At 67.3% G+C, this 21428-nt stretch carries 21 protein-coding genes; 13 read left to right on the forward strand and 8 right to left on the reverse strand.

What is annotated here, in order from left to right; translation table 11 throughout:
* Window positions 1-4: 4 nt before the first annotated feature.
* Window positions 5-1402 (reverse strand): tRNA uridine-5-carboxymethylaminomethyl(34) synthesis GTPase MnmE, encoded by a 1398-nt coding sequence (mnmE, locus tag U1F38_RS15865; RefSeq protein WP_409988043.1) that lies wholly within the window; start codon window positions 1400-1402, stop codon window positions 5-7.
* Window positions 1403-1443: 41 nt separating this feature from the next.
* Between mnmE and U1F38_RS15870 the strand changes: the two genes are divergently transcribed.
* On the forward strand, window positions 1444-2688 hold the full coding sequence (locus U1F38_RS15870; protein WP_409988044.1) for an amidohydrolase family protein: 1245 nt from the start codon (window positions 1444-1446) through the stop codon (window positions 2686-2688).
* A gap of 82 nt (window positions 2689-2770) precedes the next feature.
* Here the strand turns inward: U1F38_RS15870 and U1F38_RS15875 are convergent, their stop codons facing one another.
* The 5 genes from U1F38_RS15875 to rpmH form a co-directional block, all read right to left on the reverse strand.
* Complete coding sequence (locus tag U1F38_RS15875) at window positions 2771-4351, reverse strand: ABC transporter substrate-binding protein (protein WP_409988045.1); 1581 nt, start codon at window positions 4349-4351, stop codon at window positions 2771-2773.
* Between the two features lie 89 nt (window positions 4352-4440).
* Complete coding sequence (gene yidC, locus U1F38_RS15880; protein ID WP_409988046.1) at window positions 4441-6138, reverse strand: membrane protein insertase YidC; 1698 nt, start codon at window positions 6136-6138, stop codon at window positions 4441-4443.
* A complete protein-coding gene (gene yidD / locus U1F38_RS15885; RefSeq protein ID WP_409988047.1) occupies window positions 6135-6422 on the reverse strand; it encodes a membrane protein insertion efficiency factor YidD in 288 nt (95 codons plus the stop codon). Before yidD ends, yidC begins: the two co-directional genes overlap by 4 nt.
* Window positions 6419-6799, reverse strand: coding sequence for a ribonuclease P protein component (locus U1F38_RS15890; RefSeq protein WP_409988048.1), 381 nt, complete (start codon window positions 6797-6799; stop codon window positions 6419-6421). Before U1F38_RS15890 ends, yidD begins: the two co-directional genes overlap by 4 nt.
* A 62-nt stretch (window positions 6800-6861) precedes the next feature.
* Window positions 6862-6996 (reverse strand): 50S ribosomal protein L34, encoded by a 135-nt coding sequence (rpmH, locus tag U1F38_RS15895; RefSeq protein ID WP_005798102.1) that lies wholly within the window; start codon window positions 6994-6996, stop codon window positions 6862-6864.
* Between the two features lie 307 nt (window positions 6997-7303).
* On the opposite strand from rpmH, the gene dnaA reads away from it, so the two are divergent.
* From dnaA to U1F38_RS15920, 5 genes are all read left to right on the forward strand, one after another.
* On the forward strand, window positions 7304-8710 hold the full coding sequence (dnaA, locus tag U1F38_RS15900) for a chromosomal replication initiator protein DnaA (protein WP_409988049.1): 1407 nt from the start codon (window positions 7304-7306) through the stop codon (window positions 8708-8710).
* 141 nt (window positions 8711-8851) lie between these two features.
* Entirely contained in the window at window positions 8852-9982 is a 1131-nt protein-coding gene (dnaN, locus tag U1F38_RS15905; protein WP_409988050.1) for a DNA polymerase III subunit beta, read from the forward strand.
* Between the two features lie 85 nt (window positions 9983-10067).
* Entirely contained in the window at window positions 10068-12644 is a 2577-nt protein-coding gene (gene gyrB, locus U1F38_RS15910; protein ID WP_409988051.1) for a DNA topoisomerase (ATP-hydrolyzing) subunit B, read from the forward strand.
* 117 nt (window positions 12645-12761) lie between these two features.
* Window positions 12762-13418: a phosphoribosylanthranilate isomerase gene (locus tag U1F38_RS15915; RefSeq protein ID WP_409988052.1), complete on the forward strand. Its 657-nt coding sequence runs from the start codon at window positions 12762-12764 to the stop codon at window positions 13416-13418.
* Window positions 13419-13566: 148 nt separating this feature from the next.
* On the forward strand, window positions 13567-14694 hold the full coding sequence (locus tag U1F38_RS15920; RefSeq protein ID WP_409988053.1) for a hypothetical protein: 1128 nt from the start codon (window positions 13567-13569) through the stop codon (window positions 14692-14694).
* On the opposite strand, the gene U1F38_RS15925 is transcribed toward U1F38_RS15920, so the two are convergent.
* Together U1F38_RS15925 and U1F38_RS15930 are read right to left on the reverse strand one after the other, a co-directional pair.
* A complete protein-coding gene (locus tag U1F38_RS15925) occupies window positions 14684-14809 on the reverse strand; it encodes a hypothetical protein (protein ID WP_409988054.1) in 126 nt (41 codons plus the stop codon). The genes U1F38_RS15920 and U1F38_RS15925 overlap by 11 nt on opposite strands.
* Before the next feature lie 299 nt (window positions 14810-15108).
* The gene (locus U1F38_RS15930; protein ID WP_409988055.1) at window positions 15109-15390 is read right to left on the reverse strand and encodes a hypothetical protein; all 282 of its coding nucleotides are present in this window, start codon (window positions 15388-15390) and stop codon (window positions 15109-15111) included.
* Window positions 15391-15597: 207 nt separating this feature from the next.
* Here U1F38_RS15930 and U1F38_RS15935 point away from each other — a divergent pair, with 207 nt between their 5' ends.
* From U1F38_RS15935 to U1F38_RS15965, 7 genes are all read left to right on the forward strand, one after another.
* On the forward strand, window positions 15598-16647 hold the full coding sequence (locus U1F38_RS15935) for a sensor histidine kinase (protein WP_409988056.1): 1050 nt from the start codon (window positions 15598-15600) through the stop codon (window positions 16645-16647).
* Complete coding sequence (locus tag U1F38_RS15940) at window positions 16644-17444, forward strand: LytR/AlgR family response regulator transcription factor (protein WP_409988057.1); 801 nt, start codon at window positions 16644-16646, stop codon at window positions 17442-17444. The genes U1F38_RS15935 and U1F38_RS15940 overlap by 4 nt, the downstream gene beginning before the upstream one ends.
* Window positions 17445-17581: 137 nt before the next feature.
* Window positions 17582-18001, forward strand: a complete 420-nt coding sequence (locus tag U1F38_RS15945; RefSeq protein WP_409988058.1) for a DUF2141 domain-containing protein — start codon at window positions 17582-17584, stop codon at window positions 17999-18001.
* 27 nt (window positions 18002-18028) lie between these two features.
* On the forward strand, window positions 18029-19525 hold the full coding sequence (locus tag U1F38_RS15950; protein WP_409988059.1) for a carotenoid oxygenase family protein: 1497 nt from the start codon (window positions 18029-18031) through the stop codon (window positions 19523-19525).
* Between the two features lie 12 nt (window positions 19526-19537).
* On the forward strand, window positions 19538-20155 hold the full coding sequence (locus tag U1F38_RS15955) for a TMEM175 family protein (RefSeq protein WP_409988060.1): 618 nt from the start codon (window positions 19538-19540) through the stop codon (window positions 20153-20155).
* A 48-nt stretch (window positions 20156-20203) separates the two neighbouring features.
* Window positions 20204-20557: a hypothetical protein gene (locus U1F38_RS15960; RefSeq protein ID WP_409988061.1), complete on the forward strand. Its 354-nt coding sequence runs from the start codon at window positions 20204-20206 to the stop codon at window positions 20555-20557.
* Between the two features lie 273 nt (window positions 20558-20830).
* A complete protein-coding gene (locus U1F38_RS15965) occupies window positions 20831-21301 on the forward strand; it encodes a peptidylprolyl isomerase (RefSeq protein WP_409988062.1) in 471 nt (156 codons plus the stop codon).
* Window positions 21302-21428: the final 127 nt, after the last annotated feature.

A 21428-nucleotide genomic window follows, 5' to 3' on the forward strand; every position in this document is an offset into this window, starting at 1 on the left:
GGCCTCACTTGCCGATGCAAAAGCGCGCAAAGATCACGCCCAGCAGGTCGTCGGCGGAGAACTCGCCCGTGATCTCGCCCAGGGCGTTTTGCGCCAGGCGCAACTCCTCGGCCAACAAGTCGAGCATCGGTGCAGCGCCCACCAGATGGGCGCCGGCTGCTTCCAAATGCGCAGCAGCGCGCGCCAGCGCCTGCAGGTGGCGTTGGCGCGCGATGAACAGGCCTTCGCCCGCGCCGCCTTGCCAGCCGGCCAGTTGCAGCAGGCGCTGGCGCAGCGCGGCCAGGCCTTCGCCGGTCTTGGCCGACAGGGCGATGCCATCGGCCGGGATGGCGGCCTTTGGTGCGGCATCGTGCTTGTTCCACAGATGCAGCACGGGCACGCCAGCGGGCAGGCGGGCGGCAATGTGCGCCTCGCCGGCCGCGTAGTCGGCATCGTCCTGGCGCATCAGGTCGTGCAGCCACAGCACGGCGTCGGCGCGCTCGATGTGCTGCCAGGCGCGCTCGATGCCGATGCGCTCGACTTCGTCGCCCGCATCGCGCAGGCCAGCGGTGTCCAGCACATGCAGCGGCACGCCCTCGATCTGGATGGTCTGGCGCACCACGTCGCGCGTGGTGCCGGCAATGGGCGTGACGATGGCCAGCTCGGCGCCGGCCAGCGCGTTGAGCAAGCTGCTCTTGCCGGCATTGGGCTGCCCGGCAATGACCACCTGGATGCCCTCGCGCAGCAACGCGCCCTGGCGCGCTCGCCCCTGCACGCCGGCCAGGGTTTGCTGCAATTGTGATAGCTGCCCGCGCACGTCGTGCGCCGACAGCACGTCGATTTCTTCTTCAGGAAAGTCCAGCGTGGCCTCGATCAGCATGCGCAGCTGGATCAGGCCGTCCGTCAGTTGATGGATCTCGCGCGAGAAGGCGCCCGCCAGCGAGCGGCTGGCCGAGCGCGCGGCCTGCTCGGTGCTGGCGTCGATCAGGTCCATCACCGCCTCGGCCTGCGCCAGGTCGAGCTTGTCGTTGAGAAAGGCGCGCTCGGTGAACTCGCCCGGGCGCGCCAGGCGCAGGCGGGGCAGCAGCGGCTGGCCGGTGGCCGCATCGACCTGGCTCGCGGCCTGTAGGCAGCGCGCCAAGAGCAGTTGCAGGACGACCGGGCCGCCGTGGGCCTGCAGCTCCAGCACGTCTTCGCCGGTGTACGAATGCGGGGCTGCAAAGTACAGCGCCAGGCCGTGGTCGATGGGGCTGCCGTCGGCGTCAAGAAACGCGGCATAGGTCGCGTGGCGCGGCGCCGGCGTGCGGCCCGTGAGCGCGCGCGCCAGCGGCAGCAGCCCGCGCCCCGACACGCGCACGATGCCCACCGCCCCGCGGCCGGGTGCGGTGGCGATGGCGACGATGGGGTCTTGCGCGGCGTGCATGGCATGATTGTCCGCGACTGCCGACCCACGCCCGCGCCACCATGAGCCCGATCCTGTTCAAGAACGTCCACGTGCTCGACGTGCGCCAAGGCGTGCTGCTGGAAGGCCATGCGGTGCTGGTGGAGGGCGGGCGCATCCGCGAAGTCAGCGCCACACCCATCGCCAGCCCCGGCGCGCGCCTGATCGACGGCGACGGCCGCACCCTGATGCCCGGCCTGATCGACTGCCACGTGCACGTCACCTTCTCGCAGACCAACCTGGGCCTGCTGGCGGGCACGCCCAACACCACGCTGGCCTATCGCGCCCTGCCCATCCTGCGCGGCATGCTGCGCCGGGGCTTTACCACCGTGCGCGACTGCGGCGGGGCCGACTGGGCGCTGAAGCAGGCGGTCGAAGACGGCATGGACGGCACCGTGATCGGCCCGCGCCTCTCGGTCAGCGGCCCGGCGCTCAGCCCCACCGGCGGGCACGGCGACTTTCGCCCGCGCTCCGACCGCCTGCTACCGGTGGGCTGCGGCTGCCAGCGGCTGGCCAGCACGCGCGTGGTCGATGGCGTGGATGCCGTGCGCGGCGCGGCGCGCGAGCTGCTGCAGATGGGGGCCGACCAGATCAAGATCATGTCCTCGGGCGGTGTGGCCTCGCCCACCGACCCGATCGACGCCATGGGCTACTCGGTGGACGAGACGCGCGCCATCGTCGACGAAGCCAGCGCGCGCCACGCCATGGTGCTGGCGCACGCCTACACGCCGGCGGCGATTGCCCGCGCGGTGGAATGCGGCGTGCGCAGCATCGAGCACGGCAACCTGATCGACGCGTCCACCGCCGCGCTGATGGCCGAGACGGGCGCGTATGCCGTGCCCACCCTCATCACCTACGAGGCGCTGGCGCGCGATGGCGCTCGGCTGGGTCTGGGGCCCGAGAGCGTGGCCAAGATCGAGCAGGTGCGCGCGGCGGGCTTGCGCTCGCTGGAGATATTCAAGGCCGCGGGCGTGAAGATGGCGCTGGGCACCGACCTGCTGGGCGCATCGCACCCGCTGCAAAGCGAGGAGCTCTTGATCCGCGCCCAGGTGCAAACGAAACTGGAGGTGCTGCAAAGCGCCACCTTGATCGGCGCCGAGCTGCTGGGCCAGTGCGGCGAGATCGGCGAAGTGACGCCGGGCGCGCGCGCCGACCTGCTGCTGGTGGATGGCAACCCGCTGCAAGACCTGGCTTGCCTGACGGGCCAGGGCGAGCGCATCGCCGTGGTGATGCAAGGCGGGCAGCTGCGCTTCAACCAGTTGCCTTGATGAAGAAACCCCGGCGCCGCAAGGCCCGGGGTTTTAGATCAAATCAGCCTGCAGCGCTTGTTGGATAAGCGCAAACAGCTATTTATTTGATAGTAGTCCAGGTGGGCATCGGACGGTCATCCGCGCGGTGCACCGTGGTCACGTTCTTGCGCATGGCCCAGGGGCGAACCTGGTCGTGCAGCGGCAGGTAGTTGTAGTCGTCCTTCACGATTTGCAGCGCCTCGTGGATCATGCCGTCGCGCTTCTTGGTGTCCATCTCGGTCTTGATGCCGTCGATCAGTGCGTCGACCTTGGGGTTGCTCATGCGGCCGTTGTTGAAGTTGCCCGACGCGCCGCCCTTGGGATCGACGGTGTGCATCAGCGAGTCCAGCGAGTACAGCGCATCGAACGTGGCCACGCCCCAGCCCAGCATATAGGCGCTGGTCTCGAAGCGCTGGATCTTGGCCGAGTGGATCGACATCGGGTTGGTCTGCAGCTTGGTCTTGACGCCGGCCTTGGTCCACATCGCCGTCACCGCCTGGCAGATCGCCTCGTCGTTGACGTAGCGGTCGTTGGGGCAGTCCAGCGTCAGCTCGAAGCCGTCGGGGTAGCCCGCATCGGCCAGCAGCTTCTTGGCGGCATCGACGTCGAACTTGGAGGCGCGCTCGTGCAGCTCCTTGGTCCAGCCATTGACCATGGGCGCGATCATGGTGCCGGTGGGCTTGCCCAGGCCGCGCATCACGTTGCGCTCGATGGCGCCGATGTCCACCGCCTGATACAGCGCCTGGCGCACGCGCTTGTCCTTGAGCGGATTCTTGCCCTTGACGCCGGGCAGCTCGTCGCGGAACTGGTCGAAGCCGAGGTAGATGGTGCGGTTTTCCAGCCCGTCCATGACCTTCAGGTTGGTGTCGCGCCGCATGCGGTCGATGTCCTGCACCGGCGGGTCCTGCACCAGATCGACCTGGCCGGAGATCAGCGCCGCCGAGCGCGTGGCGGCCGACTTGATGGGCGTGAACACCACCTCGTCGATGTTGCCCTTGGGCTTGTCCCACCAGGCGTCGTTCTTGACCAGCGTGAGCTTGGTGTCGGGCTGCCAGGACACCAGCTTGAACGGGCCGGTGCCGTTGGCGTTGCGCGAGGCGAAGTTTTCTTCCTTGGCCTTGTAGTCCTGCGCCTTGACGCTGTTGTTCTTCTCGGCCCAGGCCTTGTTCATGATGTAGGAGCCGGTCAGCTCGCGCAGCACCACGGGGCTGGGGCCCTTGAGGATCAGGTCGACCGTGTGGTCGTCGACCTTCTTGGCCTCCTTCACGCTTTGCACGTAGGCGCCCATGTTGGAGGGCGGCGTCATGGCGCGGGTGATGGAGAACACCACGTCGTCGGCGGTGAAGGGCGCGCCGTCGTGGAACTTGACGCCCTTGCGCAGCGTGAAGCGCAGCTGCGTGGGCGTGACGAAGGTCCATTCGGTGGCCAGCCCCGGCACCACCTCGAACTTCTCGTTGTAGCGCACCAGCGTCTCGTACACCATCTGCTGGTAGGCCAGCGTGGTCTGGTGGTTCTGGCCGTGCGGGTCGAAGGTGAGGATGTCGTTGGCCCCGCCGATGCGCAGGGTGGCGGCGCCAACGGGCTGCAGCAGGGCCAGGGTGGCGGCGGCGATCAGGCCGAACTTGAGGGCGGCGTGTTTCATGGGTCTCCTGAATTCGTGAAGGGATGAACAGGGCATCCTACACAAACCAAAGGCCGCTGGAAGGCGGCCTTTGGAGGGGTTTTCACCGATCAGGAGAACTTCGGCAGGTTGAACTGCGGCGGCACGCCCATGCGCTTGTTGATGATCCACTGCTGGGCGATGGACAGCAGGTTGTTGGTGACGTAGTACAGCACCAGGCCGGCCGGGAACATGAAGAACATCACGCTGAACACCAGCGGCATGATCCACATCATCTTGGCTTGCATGGGGTCGGGCGGCGCGGGGTTGAGCGCCGTCTGCAGCAGCGTGGTCATCGTCATCACCACCGGCAGGATGAAGTACGGGTCCTTGGCCGACAAATCGTGCACCCAGCCGATCCAGGGCGCGCCGCGCATCTCCACCGACGACAGCAGCACCCAGTACAGCGCGATGAACACGGGGATCTGCACCAGCATGGGCAGGCAACCGCCCAGCGGGTTGACCTTCTCCTCACGGTAGATACGCATCATCTCCATCTGCATCTGCTGCGGCTTGTCCTTCAGGCGCTCGCGCAGGGCCGTGATCTTGGGGTTGAGCGCCTTCATCTTGGCCATGCTGCCGTAGGCCTTGGCGTTGAGCCAGTAGAACGCGATCTTGAGCAGCAGCACCAGCGCCACGATGGACCAGCCCCAGTTGCCCAGCACCTTGTGGATCTGGTCGAGCAGCCAGTACAGCGGCTTGGCCGCGATGGTGACCCAGCCGTAGTCCTTGACCAGCTCCAGCCCCGGCGTGACCGACTCGAGCATGGTCTCCACCTGCGGGCCGACGAACAGGCGCGTGTCCACGGCCTGGTGGGCGCCGGGGGCGATCTCGGCCAGCGGCGCGATCATGCCGGCGGCGTACAGGTTGGGGCCGATCTGGCGGGCGAAGTTGTCGTGCGGCGTGTCGGGCGCGAACATCCAGGCGCTGGCGAAGTAGTGCTGCACCATGGCCACGTAGCCATCGCTGGCCTGCTTCACGAACTCGGCCTTGCCCTTCTCGATGTCGCCGAAGCTGACCTTCTGGTACTTCTTGGCGTCGGTGTAGAAGGCCGGGCCGGTGAAGGTGGAATAAAACGGCGTCTTGCTGCCCGGCTCGGCGCCGTGGCGCACCAGCTGCACGTACAGCTGCGGGCGCACCGGCTGGCTGCCGTCGTTGATGACCTCGTTGCGCACGCCGATCACGTAGGAGCCGCGCGTGAGGGTGTAGGTGCGCACCAGCTTGACGCCGCCCACCACCGGCGAGGTGAAGGTCACCACCAGCTGCTGCGCGCCGTCGGCCAGCGTCTTGTCGCCGCCGAAGGCCATCGGCGTCTTGTGGTTGGGAAAGGCCCCGCCGATCAGGCCCGACTGCGCCTGGTACACCTCGTTGCTCTGGCTGTCGAACAGCAGCACGTGGCGGTCGGCCTGCGTGTCGTCGGGGTACTTCAGCAGCTCGCTTTCGATCACCGAGCCGCCTTCGGTGTCGAAGGTGAGCTTGAGCACGTCGGTGCTGACGGTGATGCGCTCGTGCGCCACCGCGGCGCCCTCGGACACCGGCGGCTGGCCGCTGGCGTTGGCCACGGCGCCGCCTGCGGGCACCGCCGCGGGCGTGCTGGCGGCCGCGGCCGGCGGCACGGCCGACGCACCCGCGCCGGGCTTGGCCGCCACCGGCGAGGCACTGGGAAAGAACGTGGCCTTGTGGCCGTTGTGCACCTGCCACTGGTCCCACAACATGACCAGCGAGAAGGCAAAGATCACCCAGAGAATGGTGCGGCGGATGTCGTTCATGACGGCTCGGAACGGTTGCCGGGCGGCTCGGGGCGCACGCCGGTCAAATGGGAAAACAGGCGCGGACGCTCGGCCGGCACCGGATCGCACCCGCCGGCGCACCACGGGTGGCAGCGGCCCAGGCGGCGCAGCGTGAGATAGCTGCCCCAGGCCGCGCCGTGCTGCTCCAGCGCCTGCAGCGCATAGCGCGAGCAGGTGGGCTCGAAGCGGCAGGCCGAGCCCAGCCAGGGCGAGAGCAGCAGGCGATAGCCCTTGACCAGGGCAATCAGCAGGCGCTGCATCATGACGGCTCCCGCGCCAGCAACTCGAGCAGCTCGGCGCGCACCGCGCCCTTCAGGGCGGTCGACGTGGCGCTGGGAAACTGGGCGAGCGAAAAAACGGCGTGCTGGCGCACCAGGCGCGCGCCGGGCAGCGCCGCCAGGCGATCGGCACCCACGGCGTAGATTTGCCGGCGAATGGCGTTGCGCGTGACGGCGCGGCGCGCCCAGCGCTTGGGCACCATGGCGCCCAGCCAAGCTTGGGCAGGCGCGCCGAACAGGGTGGCCTCGGGCGTGCCGGGGGCCGGCACGGGCAAGCGATGCAGGGCGAAATGCGCCGTGCGCGCCACCGGCCGATGCGCCAGCAAGGCCTGAAACTGCGCGCGCGTTCGCAAGTGCTGCACCGCGCCACCCGCTGGCGACACCGCAGTCAGCCCGGCAGCCATCGGCCCTGGGGCACCCCGGCTCAGACGGCCAGGCGCTTGCGTCCCTTGGCGCGGCGCGCGTTGATGACCGCGCGGCCTCCGCGCGTCTTCATGCGCACCAGAAAACCGTGCGTGCGCGCACGGCGCGTCTTGGAAGGCTGATAAGTACGTTTCATGATGGCTCTCTCGAGAATTTTTGAATGACCGGCAGCGCCCCTGCAACCCATGCGAGGCCCACGCGAGCCCCAGCCGATACAAGGCGCCAGCGCGCAAAACCCGCCCGCCGATCAAGGAAAACCCGGCATTATCGCAAAAATTTGTTGATCCGCCAATGGCTTGCGCGTGTGCGGCAATGCAAGACCCTCGCCAGGGCCGCCGCGGGATTGTGGACAAGTGCGAGGGTCCATACAATCGGGACGGTTTGGAGGGTGCACTTGTCCACAATGCGTGGACGGGTGCGCAACAATTTTTGACAAGTCTTTCGTGAAGCCCGAATCCCATCTCAGCCTGTGGCCGGCCTGTCTGGACGTGCTGGCGCAGGAGCTGCCCGAGCAGCAGTTCAACACCTGGATCAAGCCGCTGTCCGCACAGGCCAGCGCCGACGGTTCGCGGGTGACGCTGCTGATCGCCAACCGCTTCAAGCTGGACTGGATTCGGGCGCAGTACGCGGCCCGCATGCTGGCCATTCTGGAGCAGCTCAATGGCCAGCCTGTGCAGCTTGAGTTAGCGCTTGCTCCGCCTGCAACGGCCACCAACAAACAATTGCCGGGCATGGCCGATGTTGCGGGCAGCGCGCCGGCGCAGGCCCCCGCTCCCGCCCAGATGGAGCTGGGCGAGCCCGGCGCGCGCGAGCCGGCCGAGTCGGCCCACCGCAGCCGGCTGAACAGCGCGCTGACCTTCGAGGTGCTGGTCGAGGGTTCGGCCAACCGCATGGCGCGCGCCGCCGCCCTGCACGTGGCCGGGGCGCCCGGCAAGCTGTACAACCCGCTGTTCATCTACGGCGGCGTGGGCCTGGGCAAGACGCACCTGATGCACGCGGTGGGCAACAAACTGCTGGCCGATCGTCCCGACGCCAAGGTTCTCTACATCCACGCCGAACAATTCGTGTCGGATGTGGTCAAGGCGTATCAGCGCAAGACCTTCGACGAGTTCAAGCAGCGCTACCACTCGCTGGATCTGCTGCTGATCGACGACGTGCAGTTCTTCGCCAACAAGGACCGCACGCAGGAGGAGTTCTTCAACGCGTTCGAGGCGCTGCTGGCCAAGAGGTCGCACATCGTGATGACCAGCGACACCTACCCCAAGGGGCTGACGGACATCCACGAACGCCTGGTGTCGCGCTTCGACGCGGGCCTGACGGTGGCCATCGAGCCGCCCGAGCTCGAAATGCGCGTGGCCATCCTGATCAACAAGGCCGGCGCCGAGGGCGCGCAGATGCCCGAGGAGGTGGCGTTCTTCGTCGCCAAGAACGTGCGCTCCAACGTGCGCGAGCTGGAGGGCGCGCTGCGCAAGATCCTGGCCTATTCGCGCTTCAACCAGCGCGAGGTATCGATCCAGCTGGCGCGCGAGGCGCTGCGCGATTTGCTGTCCATCCAGAACCGGCAGATCGGCGTCGAAAGCATCCAGAAGACGGTGGCCGACTACTACAAGATCAAGGTCGCCGACATGTACAGCAAGAAGCGCCCGGCCAGCATTGCCCGCCCGCGCCAGATCGCCATGTACCTGGCCAAGGAGCTCACGCAAAAAAGCCTGCCCGAGATCGGCGAGCTGTTCGGCGGGCGCGACCACACCACGGTGCTGCACGCGGTGCGCAAGATCGCCGGCGAGCGCCAGCAACTGACCGAGCTGAACCAGCAACTGCACCTGCTGGAACAGACCCTGAAAGGCTGACCCCGGCGCCACCCAACGCAAACGAAACCACATGCAAAAGCGGCGACAATACGGGGTTCACAAAAATAAGCGCCCGGCTGTGCCCGGCGCCCACTTCGGCGACAACGACGCGCGGCGCGCGCGCATCATTCAGAGGAATACATGATCGTTCTGAAGACCACCCAAGACAAGCTGCTGGCGGCGCTTCAGTCCGTGGCGGGCATCGTCGAGCGGCGCCACACCCTGCCGGTGCTGGCCAACGTGCTGCTGCGCAAGACGGGCCCCACCATTCAGCTGACCACGAGTGACCTCGAGATCCAGATCCGCACCCAGGCCGAGCTGGGCGGCGACAACGCCACCTTTGCCACCACCGTGGGCGCGCGCAAGCTGATCGACATCCTGCGCACCCTGCCGCCCGACCAGACTGTCAGCCTGGAGGCGCAGCAGTCCAAGCTGGTCCTCAAGGGCGGCAAGAGCAAGTTCACCCTGCAAACGCTGCCGGCCGAGGATTTCCCGCTGGTGCAGGAGGCGCCCAGCTTCGGCCCCGCCTTCAGCGTGCCGCAAAAAACCCTCAAAACCCTGTTGGGCCAGGTGGCCTTTGCCATGGCGGTGCACGACATCCGCTACTACTTGAACGGCATCCTGTTCGTGGCCGAGGGCAAGCAGCTCAGCCTGGTGGCCACCGACGGCCACCGCCTGGCCTTTGCCAACGCCACGCTGGATGTGGAAGTGCCCAAGCAGGAGGTGATCCTGCCGCGCAAGACGGTGATCGAGCTGCAGCGCCTGCTGTCGGATGCCGACGTCCCCGAGGGCCAGGCCGCGCCCATGATCGAGATGCAGTTTGCCGCCAACCAGGCCAAGTTCAGCTTTGGCGGCATGCAGTTCGTCACCAAGCTGGTCGAAGGCAAGTTCCCCGACTACAACCGCGTGATTCCCAAGAACCACCGCAACCACGTCACGCTGGGGCGCGCGCCGCTGCTGGCCAGTCTGCAGCGCGCGGCGATCCTGACCAGCGAGAAGTTCAAGGGCGTGCGCCTGAACTTCGAGCCCGGCACGCTGCAGATCGCCTCCAACAACGCCGAGCAGGAAGAGGCGGTCGACGAGCTGGACATCGACTACGGCGGCGACGCCATCGAGATCGGCTTCAATGTCACCTACCTGATCGACGCGCTGGCCAACATGAGCAGCGAGGACATGATCCGCATCGAGCTGGCCGACGGCAACAGCTCGGCGCTGATCACGCTGCCGGGCAACGACAGTTTCAAGTACGTCGTCATGCCAATGCGAATCTGATTTTGCTCTTTTTTACAGAGCGCCCGGCCCAGCAAACCCGCCCGCCCTGGCGGGTTTTGAGCTTCAATTGATCGAGAGTTTCGTGATGACCGAGTCCAGCCCCACCCCTGAACAAGCGCCCACCCCCCCGGCCGGCGGCTACGGCGAGAGCGCCATCCAGATCCTGGAAGGGCTGGAGGCGGTGCGCAAGCGCCCGGGCATGTACATCGGCGACACCAGCGACGGCACCGGCCTGCACCACCTGGTGTTCGAGGTGGTGGACAACTCGATCGACGAGGCGCTGGCCGGCTGGTGCGACGACATCGTGGTCACCATCCACGCCGACGGATCGCTCAGCGTGGTGGACAACGGCCGCGGCATTCCCACCGGCGTGAAGATGGACGACAAGCACGAGCCCAAGCGCTCGGCCGCCGAGATCGCGCTGACCGAGCTGCACGCGGGCGGCAAGTTCAACCAGAACAGCTACAAGGTGTCGGGCGGGCTGCACGGCGTGGGCGTGTCCTGCGTCAACGCGCTGTCCAGCCGGCTGCACCTGGTGGTGCGCCGCGAGGGCAAGAAGCACGAGATCGAGTTCAGCCGCGGCTTTGTGCAAAACCGCCTGCTGGAGACGGTGAACGGCGTCGAAGTCTCGCCCATGCGCATCACCGGCGACACCGACCAGCGCGGCACCGAGGTGCGGTTTCTGCCCGACACCGAAATCTTCAAGGAAAACAACGACTTTCACTACGACATCCTGGCCAAGCGCCTGCGCGAGCTCAGCTTCCTGAACAACGGCGTGCGCATCCGCCTGATCGACGAGCGCACCGGCAAGGAGGATGACTTCTCGGGCGCCGGCGGCGTGCAGGGTTTCGTGGGCTTCATCAACGGCAGCAAGAAGGTGCTGCACCCCAACGCCTTCCACGCCACCGGCACGCGAGCGGCCGACACCTACGGCGGCATCCCCGGCACCGAGATCGGCGTGGAAGTCGCCATGCAGTGGAACGACGGCTACAACGAGCAGGTCCTCTGCTTCACCAACAACATCCCGCAGCGCGACGGCGGCACCCACCTGACGGGCCTGCGCGCCGCCATGACGCGCGTGATCACCAAGTACATCGAGGTCAACGAGCTAGCCAAGAAGGCCAAGGTGGACGTGAGCGGCGACGACCTGCGCGAAGGCCTGGTGTGCGTGCTCTCGGTCAAGGTGCCCGAGCCCAAGTTCTCCAGCCAGACCAAGGACAAGCTGGTCTCCAGCGAAGTGCGCGCGCCGGTCGAGGACATCGTGGCCCGAGCGCTGACCGAGTACCTGGAAGAGCGGCCAAATGACGCCAAGATCATCTGCGGCAAGATCGTCGAAGCCGCGCGCGCGCGCGAAGCCGCCCGCAAGGCGCGCGAGATGACGCGGCGCAAGGGCGTGCTCGACGGCTTTGGCCTGCCCGGCAAGCTGGCGGACTGCCAGGAAAAAGACCCCTCGCAGTGCGAGATCTACATCGTCGAGGGCGACTCGGCGGGCGGCAGCGCCAAGCAGGGGCGCGATCGCAAGTTCCAGGCCATCCTGCCGCTGCGCGGCAAGATCCTGAACGTGGAGCGCGCGCGCTATGAAAAGCTTTTGTCCAGCAACGAAATCGTGACACTGATCACGGCGCTGGGCACCGGCATCGGCAAAACCGCCGAGGACGGCAATGGCAACGGCAAGAACGGCAGCGACGACTTTGCCATCGACAAGCTGCGCTACCACCGCATCATCATCATGACCGACGCCGACGTGGACGGCGCGCACATCCGCACCCTGCTGCTCACCTTTTTCTATCGCCAGATGTCCGAGCTGGTCGAGCGCGGCCACATCTACATCGCGCAGCCGCCGCTGTACAAGGTCAAGTCCGGCAAGGAAGAGCTGTACCTGAAGGACGATGCGGCGCTGGACGCCTTTTTGCTGCGCGTGGCGCTGAAGGACGCCGTGGTGCACCCCGGCGGCAACGCGCAGCCCATCACCGGCGAGGCGCTGGCCGACCTGGCGCGCAAGCACCAGCTGGCCGAGGGCGTGATCGCGCGCCTGGCGGCCTTCATGGACGAAGAAGCCCTGCGCGCCATCGCCAGCGGCGTGGCGCTGAACATGGACACGCTGGAGGCCGCCCAAGCCAGCGCCGTGGAGCTGCAATCGCACCTGCACGAGCAGCAGGCCAACGGCGGCGCGCCCGAGGTGGCCGCCCAGCTCGACCCCCGCACCGAGCGCCCGGTGCTGCGCATCAGCCGCCACCACCACGGCAACATCAAGAGCAGCGTCATCCCGCAAGATTTTGTGCATGGCGGCGACTACGCCGCACTGGTGGCCGCCGCGCAGACCTTCCAGCACCTGCTGGGCGAAGGCGCGAAGGTCACGCGCGGCGAAGGCGAGCGCCAGCGCGAGCAGGCCGTGGGCAGCTTCCGCGAGGCCATGCAATGGCTGATCGCCGAGGCCGAGCGCACCACCAGCCGCCAGCGCTACAAGGGCCTGGGCGAGATGAACCCCGAGCAACTGTGGGAAACCACCATGGACCCGGCCGTGCGGCGCCTGCTGCGCGTGCAGATCGAAGACGCCATCGCCGCCGACCAGGTCTTCACCACCCTGATGGGCGACGACGTGGAGCCGCGCCGGGCGTTCATCGAGACGAATGCGCTGCGGGCGGGGAACATCGACGTGTGAGGCCACACGGACGCCTCGGCGTCCACGGCGCCGCTGAACGCGCCCGTCGACACTGACGTCGCTCCAGAGCCCGTCATCAGCCGCACCTTGGTGGGCGGCAGGAAAGGAAGGTGACACGTGATACGCATCAAGATTTGCTGCATCGGCTCCGCTGACGAGGCGGCACTTGCTGTCCGGTGTGGCGCGTCTGCACTGGGGCTGGTATCGGAGATGCCGAGTGGGCCGGGGGTCATATCGGAGGCTTGCATCGCGCAAGTCGCGGCCACCGTGCCGCCACCCGTGGCCACGTTCCTGCTCACGAGCCGAACCGATCCAGTGGAGATTGCAGCGCAGCACCGCCGCTGCCGCACCACCACGGTTCAACTGTGCGATCGCCTGCCCAAAGGCGGACATGCGGCGCTGCGCGAACTGCTTCCGGGCATTTCTCTCGTACAGGTGGTTCACGTGACCCATCGGGCGTCGGTGGACGAAGCCCTGTCGGCGGCCCATGAAGTGGACGCGCTGCTTCTCGATTCCGGCAATCAGAATCTTGCGGTCAAGGAGCTCGGCGGCACGGGGCGCACGCACGATTGGTCCCTGAGCGCGCAAATCGTGGCGCGGTCGTCGGTTCCGGTTTTCCTCGCGGGCGGCTTGCGAGCCGACAACGTCGGTGAAGCCATCCACTCGGTTCGACCGTTTGGACTCGATCTGTGCACGAGCGTGCGAACCGATGACCACCTGGACGAGAAAAAACTTCGCGCGTTCATGGCCGCGGTGGCGGCTGCCGGCGGCTGAGCGCACAGGCGACAGCCAATCAAGCCGCCAGGCACGCAGGGGCGAGGCAGGCCCGCGCCAAACCCACGGAAAAGACTGCGATGATGGGCTTGGTGCGTTCAAGATCACAACGCCCGCGCAAGGCCCGGGCAAACTTGGAGGAACCAACATGCATGCCATCGGGCAGTCGCGCGGCTGGTGCCGCTGGGCCGTGATGCTGACGGTCGCCGGCGCGGTCGCCTTGCCGGGGTGCGGCGGCGGATCGGACGGGCCGGGCGGCGCAGGCACGCCGGCGCAGCCTGCGCCACCCACGGCGCCCCCCACCGCTCCGCCCACGACGCCCGCGCCCACCACGCCCCCATCGGGCAGCGCCACCTACGGCAACCTGCAGGCCGCCTCATTGGGCCCGGGCGCCAGCCTGAACGGGGCGCTGCCGTTTCCGGCCGACAACGCCTGGAACACGGACATCTCAAAGGCGCCGGTCGATCCGGATTCGGACGCGCTGATCGCCAGCATCGGGCTCACGCGCGGGCTGCACCCGGACTTTGGCGCGGGGCTGTGGGAGGGCGCGCCGATCGGCATCCCCTACGTGGTGGTGGGCGCGGGGCAGCCCAAGGTCAAGATCACGTTCACCGACTACGGCGATGAGAGCGACCCGGGCCCCTACCCGGTGCCGCCCAACGCGCCGATCGAGGGACAGCGCGCCGACGGCGGCCCCTTTGGCGGCGACCGGCACGTGCTGGTGGTGGACCGCAGCGCCAACCGCCTGTACGAACTGGGCAACGCGGTGCCGCAGGCCGATGGCAGCTGGCTGGCCAGCGGCGGCGCGGTGTTTCACCTCGACAGCAACACGGTGCGCCCGGGCGGGCGGCCGGGCTGGACGAGTGCCGACGCGGCGGGGCTGCCGATCTTTCCGGGCCTGGCGCGCTATGACGAGGCGGCGACGGGCGTGATTGCCCACGCGCTGCGCTTTACGGTGAGCCGCACGCGCCGCGCCTATGTGCCGCCGGCCACGCACTGGGCGTCCAGCGACACCAGCGCCAGCCTGCCGCCCATGGGCATGCGGGTGCGGCTGAAAGCGAGCTACGCGATCCCGGCGGGCACCAGCACCGAGTCGCGCGCCATCCTGCAGGCGCTGAAGACCTACGGCATGCTCGTGGCCGACAACGGCTCCAACTGGTACATCAGCGGCGCACCCGACGCGCGCTGGAACAACGACGCGCTGCTGCGCGAGCTGGGCGCCGTGAAGGGCGCCGATTTTGAGGTGGTGCGGATGCAGGGGTTGGTCAAGCCGTGAGCAAGGGATTGCGCGTGCGCACGCCAGCGAAGCGGCTGAAGTCGCAGTCGGCGGTCCACAACTCACGCGCGCCGTGGGCCAGGCACAGCGCGGCGATGCGGGCGTCATGCACCATGGAGTCTTGAACTTGCGCCTGCGCGATCAGCTCATGCTGTTGAGGCCAGTGTCAGTCGCTTTCCGACAACAGCAGCAAGCTGTGGGACTCCAACCAGGCGCTGATTTGGCCCAACGCGGCTGCCGTCGGCGTTGGCACTGCAAAAATGCGCGGATGGGTGACCACGCTGTAAAACTCGTGGAGACAGGGCCAGGCAATGGCCCACGTCGATGGGCCCTGGGCAAGCCGGGCGGCAGCACGCGCATGAAAGGGGCTTTCTGCGCGGTGGGCTTAGACCAGCAGGTTGGTGTCGACGGCAATCACACGCCGTGGCCTTCGTAGATGGCGTCGCGAATTTGCGCCCAGTCGGCGTTCTCGAACTCGGGCGTCAAGCCGCGTCCCCCGTGAAAGCTGCCATCGCGCAGCTTGAAGGGCGCGTCGGGCTGGCTCTCGGTCATCACCGCGCACAAGCCCTGCTCGATCAGGGCTTTCAGGGTCATGTCGTGCGCAGCGGCATAGCGCTTGGCCTGTGCAAACAGGGATTGCGGCAATTCGATGGTGGTTTTCATGGCCAGACGCATCTCGACAATATGGGTACTCATGTTTTTCGGTCGCCCTGTACTTCGGGCACGCCCCTCTACGAGCGCACCCCATCCAGTACATTTTGGTGATCCGTCTTTAGCCGAACTGAAGGAATACGCTTTACTCAACGATTTCGACCGTTCGCGCCTTCAGGCTGCCATCGGCACCACCGGCTACGCCCAGCACGCCGCTTTGGCCTAGAGTGGCACGCCCGATCGCGTGCCGCCATGACACTGACCCCACCCGTTTCCCCCCTCCCCGAAGGCGCCACGCGCACGCTGCGCCTGTTCGTGCTCACCGGCCTGTTCTGCGTGCTGGTGGCCGCCATGCTGACGCTGGCCGAGCCCGAACACGACAGCTTTGGCCGCAACCTGTGGTTTTCCGAATGCATCGGCCTGTGGGTGGCGTTCTGCGGCGCGCTGGTGCGCCAGCTGCCTTGGGTGCGCAGGCGCGGGGCTCGCGCGGCGCTGCTGATCGCGCTGGGTGTCGGCCTGCCGCTGGGCTATGTACTGGGCTACACCACGGCGTATGCGGTACTGGGTGAGCCGATACGCATCATCGGCGTCGACGACGCGCGCCTGGCGGCCATCGGCGCCACGCTGCTTGCCGGCGGTTTTGTCAGCTACCTCACCTGGCTGCGCAGCCGCCTGAGCAGCGAGGCCATGGCGCGCGCCAGCGCGCAGCAGCTGGCCGCCGAAGCCGAGCTGCGCATGTTGCGCGCGCAGCTTGACCCGCACATGCTGTTCAACACCCTGGCCAATCTGCGAGCACTGGTCGATGACGATCCCGCCAGCGCGCGACTGATGATTGACCGCCTGATTACCTGGCTGCGCGGTGCCCTGGCCGCCTCACGCAGCGACAACACGACGCTCGCCGCCGAGTTCGCCCAGCTCGCGGCCTATCTGGACATCATGGCCTTGCGCCTGGGAGCACGCCTGCACTACACGCTGGACCTGCCTGAGGCTCTGCAGGCCACACCCGTGCCGGCCATGCTGCTGCAGCCACTGGTGGAAAACGCGCTCAAGCACGGCATCGAACCCAAGATCGGCGGCGGCAGCGTGCGGGTGAGCGCGCGCCTGGGCGCACAGGGATTGGAACTGGAGGTGAACGACACCGGCCTGGGTCTTCCCGCCGATCAGCCACCCACTGCCGATGGCGGCTTTGGCCTGGCGCAGGTGCGCGAACGTCTGCGTGCGCTCTATGGTGAGCGCGCCAGCCTGCGGCTGCTGCGCCAGCACCCAACGGGCATGCGCGCCATCGTGAGGATCCCGACATGAACACGCCCCATGCGCCCCTGGCCCTGATCGCCGAGGATGAGCCCGTGCTGGCCCGCACCCTGGTGCGTCTGCTCCAGGGTGCCTGGCCCGGGCTGCGGCTGGCGCCCGTGGCCGAGGATGGCCTGGCGGCCACCGCGCAGGCGCTGGCGCTGCTGCCCGATGTGCTGTTTCTGGACATCCGCATGCCGGCACGCACCGGACTGGAGGTGGCTGAAATCGTCAGCGACGAGTGGCCCGAAACGCACCCCGCTCCGCTGCTGGTGTTCGTCACCGCCTATGACGAATTTGCCGTCTCGGCCTTCGAGCACGCCGCCATCGATTACGTACTCAAACCGGTGACGCCCGAACGCCTGGCCGCCACGGTGGCCAGGCTGCAAGAGCGGCTTGCCGCACGCACGCTGCCTCGCGCGGGCGAAGCGGCGCAACAGGTGCAGCAGATGCAGGCACTCGCCACGAGCGACACGGCGCGCGAACCGATCCGCGTGATCCGCGCCGGCGTGGGCAACACGGTGCGCATGATTGCCGTCGCCGATGTGATCTGCCTGGAAGCCACCGACAAGTACGTGACCGTGGTCACCGCCGAAGGGGAGGCCCTGGTGCGCATGAGCCTGCGCGAACTCGCCACCCGCATAGCAGGTGGCGAGTTCATCCAGATCCACCGCAGCTTGCTGGTGAACAGCCGCCACATCGTCAGCGCCACGCGCGACGAGCTGGGTCACTGCAGTCTCTCGGTGCGCGGCCTGGCCCGCCCGCTCAAGGTCAGCCGCGCCTTCGCGCACCTGTTTCGCCCCATGTAACGGCGCGGTTCGGTCGAGCCTGGACACGCTTGGCGCACCGCCTGCGCCTGCCTGTCGCAATCCGCTGGTTGCACGGCGCGCGGCTTCCTACAGTGCCGGTCATCACACGACCGACACCCGTCACAGGAGCCTCTTTCATGCGACTTCCCTGCCGTTCCTTCTGCGTCGGCGCACTGAGCCTGGCATTGATGGCCACCAGCGCCTGCGCCCACGACCTGACCGTTGAAGTACTGGGCGCCCGCTCCGACAAGGGCACCGTCGACGGTGCGCTGTACGCCGATGCCGCAAGCTGGCTCAAGACGCCGCGCGCAGGCGAGCGCCAGCCAGCCGCCGCGCGCGTGCTGCTGATCTACCGCGATCTGCCCGCGGGGCGCTACGCGCTTTCGCTGTTTCACGACGAGAACGGCAACGGCAAGCTCGACAGCAACGTCGCCGGCATTCCCATCGAGCGCTACGGCTTCAGCCGCGACGCACGCGGGCGCATGGGCGCCCCCGACTTCGACGCCGCGGCCATCGAGCTGCAGGGCGACACCACCATCACCGTTCATCTGCGTTGAGCAGCAGGAGAGTGACCATGCAACGCCGTGATTTCCTCCACACCCTGCTGGCCGCGGCCGGCAGCACCGCCCCTCGGCACGAACGCAGCAGCCAGCGCCGACAGCACCGCCGCCGCCTTTGCCGCTGCCCGGGCCAGCCACCCATGGACGCTGGGCTACGTCGGCCTGCAGCAAGACGCCGCCCCCATGGCCCTGAGCGTGCAGGGGCGCATGCCGAGGGGTCTGGCGGGCAGCTTCTACCGCAACGGCCCCGCGCGCCATGCGCTGGGTGGCGAGCGCTACCACCACCTCTTTGACGGCGATGGCATGGTGCAGCGCTACACGCTCAGCGACAAAGGCGTGACACACCGCGGGCGCTTCGTGCGCACCGAAAAATTCCTCGCCGACAGCGCGGCAGGTCGTCCGGTGCGCGCCGCCTTCGCCACCAACCCGCCGGGCGCCGATGCAATCACCGCGCCAGACGCGATCAACGTCGCCAACACCAGCGTGCTTGCGCATGGCGGGCGCTTCATGGCGTTGTGGGAAGGAGGTTCGGCCACCGAAATGGACGCGCAGACGCTGGAAACCCGCGGTCCCAAGGTCTGGTCACCCGACTACGCCGGGATGCCGTTCTCGGCTCACCCCAAGATCGAGCCAGACGGAACGCTGTGGAATTTCGGCATCAGCAGCTCGGCGGGTCTGCTGTCGATCTACCACGTCAAACCTGGCGGCGAGCTGGCCGCTGCTGCCAGCCTCCCGGTGCCCGACATCGCCATGGTGCATGACTTCGCGGTGACCGAGCGCCACCTCGTGTTCCTGCTGCCGCCGCTGGTGTTCGATCGCGCCCGCGCCGAAGCCGGAGAGACCTTCCTGGACAGCCACGTCTGGCGACCGGAGCTTGGCCTGCGCGTGCTGCTGCTGGCCAAGGACCGGCTGGATGCGCCGCAGTGGTTCACGCTGCCGACCGGCTTCGTGTTTCACATCGGCAATGCGTGTGAGGACAAGGGCGTGGTGCGCCTGGACTGCATCCGCTCGCCCAGCGCCTGGGCGGCGACCACGGCGCTGAAGGACCTGATGCGCGGGCAATATGCCGAAAAGGAACACACCGCCGTAGCGCTGCTGGAACTCAACCCCGCCACGGGCAAGGCTGAACAGCACCTGCTGCCGCTGGTGGCCGAATTTCCGCGGGTCGATCCGCGCATTGTTGGCCGCACCTATCGGCAGGTCTTTACCGCTGCGCGCGTGGATGCGGGCGAACGCCCCGGCTTTGATGCCGTGATGCGGCTGGACGTGGCGAGCGGTGCGCATGAGCTCTACCGCTACGGCAAGGACGTGATGGTGGAGGAACACATCTTCGTGCCGCGTCCCGGCGGGCGGGGGCGCGAGGGTGAAGGCTGGGTCATGGGCACGGCGCTGGACCTCGCGCGCCAGCAGATGCTGCTGTCGGTTTTCGACGCACAGCACCTGGCCGACGGCCCCCTCATGCAGGCGCGCATGGACCGCGTGATGCCGCTCGGCCTGCACGCCATCTTCGTACCCGCCTGAAGAGGCTGCACGATGAATACCGCCATCGACCTGCCCAGCGACCCGGAACCTGGACCGGAACGCATCAATGCACTGTGCGACGGCATGGTGTCGATTGCGCTCACCGTGCTGGCGCTGGAGATCCGCTTTCCTGAAGGCTCACGCGGGCCGCTGCGCACGCTGCTGGGCCAGATGTTGCCCGGCGTGCTCGCCTTTTTGCTGAGTTTCACCGTGATCAGCGGCTTCTGGCTTGCGCACCATCGCCTCAGCCGACGCGTACGCCGCACCAGCCGCGGCTACAACCTGGCCAACATCGGTTTCATGCTGGCGCTGATCTCGTTGAACTTTCCGACCGCGGCGCTCGCGCACTACGGCGACAGCGACCCGCTGGCCGTCGTGCTTTACGCATCCGTGGTGGCAGCCACCGGCCTGATGCTGCTGTTCATCGTCGCCATCGCTCGCACGCAAGCGTTGACGCAATCCGCCGTCAGTGATGGTGAATACCGCCAGGCCCTTGCCGTAGTGATGTGGCCGACGGCGGTGTTCCTGCTCTCGATACCGCTGGCCCTGGTGCACCCGTCGGCGGCAATGTTCGCATGGATGCTGGCCGCATTCGCACCACTGGCGCGACGCATGGCGGCAGGCCGATGAGGTGCCACCTCTGGCGCGTTTTTTTGTTTGCACGATGGAAGGCAGATCATGAAAGCCGCATTGCTGGTAGGTTGGGGGCCGATCATTCCCGGCAGGGAAAAGACGGCAGCGCAGGTACTGGACGAGGCGATGCACTACCTCACAGCAGTGAAAGAGCAGGGCCGTCTGGACACGATAGACGTCGTGCTGCTGGAGCCGCATGGCGGCGATATGCACGGCTTCGTTTTGCTGCGGGGCGAGCAGGATGCACTGGCTCGCCTGCGCCACGAACCCGAATTTCTGCGCACCATCGTCGCGGTCCAGCTCGTGCATGAGAAAGTGAGAGTGACGGGCGCCTTCACGGGAGCAGAGATGCAGGCATTGATGCAAATATGGGGCGAACAGGAGCAGCGGCTGCTTTGAGAGCAGCCATCGAAGCAATCAACGCATCGACAGGCCTTGCTTCCTCCAATCCAAGCTTCATGCCGAGCCGCATCCCCTGAACGCACCCAAGAGCTCGTCGGACTTGGAAATTGTCGGCTGCAAATCCACCGCAGCGGCCTATTTTCGGCTACGCTGCTCTTCGAGAATACTTCGGGCACAAGCCTGACCACAACTCGACACGCCGGGCGTTAGAGTCACGGCTTTGCCGCGCGCACCCTGCCGCCGGCCTCAACCACGATTTCACGCGACCCCATGCCCATCACCCAAGACAGCGCCGTCACCCTGGCCTACAAGATCACCGACGCCCGCAGCGGCAAGCCGCTGGACGCGGGCACCACCGCCTATCTGCACGGCGGCTATGACAACCTGTTTCCCAAGGTCGAGGCGGCGCTGGCCGGGCTGGAGGTGGGGCAGTCGATCGACCTGGAACTGGCCGCCCGGGATGCCTTTGGCGAGCGCGACGAGGCGCTGGTGCGCACCATCCCCAGGAGCGAATTTCCGCCGGGCGTCAAGGTGGGCGGCCAGTTGCAGGGCGCGGGGCCGAATGGGCCGATGGCCTACAACGTGGTCAAGATCAAGGGGCCCGAGGTGCACCTGGACGGCAACCACCCGCTGGCCGGGCACGACCTGCGCTTTGCCGCCACGGTGAAGGCGGTGCGCGCGGCCACCGAGGAAGAGATCACGCACCGGCACGTGCATGGAGCGCACGGGCATCATCATTGATGCCGCTATCAATGAAGTAGCTGCTTGCGCTTGATGGATGGACGCTACAGACTGATTTCGTTTGGATTGGGCCGATGACTTGCCTTGCGCCGCCGGCCCTCAGCCCAACCCTCTCGCAGGGGGTGAG

Origin of the sequence: Ottowia sp., assembly GCF_046348305.1 — a bacterium.
Lineage (GTDB): Bacteria > Pseudomonadota > Gammaproteobacteria > Burkholderiales > Burkholderiaceae_C > Ottowia.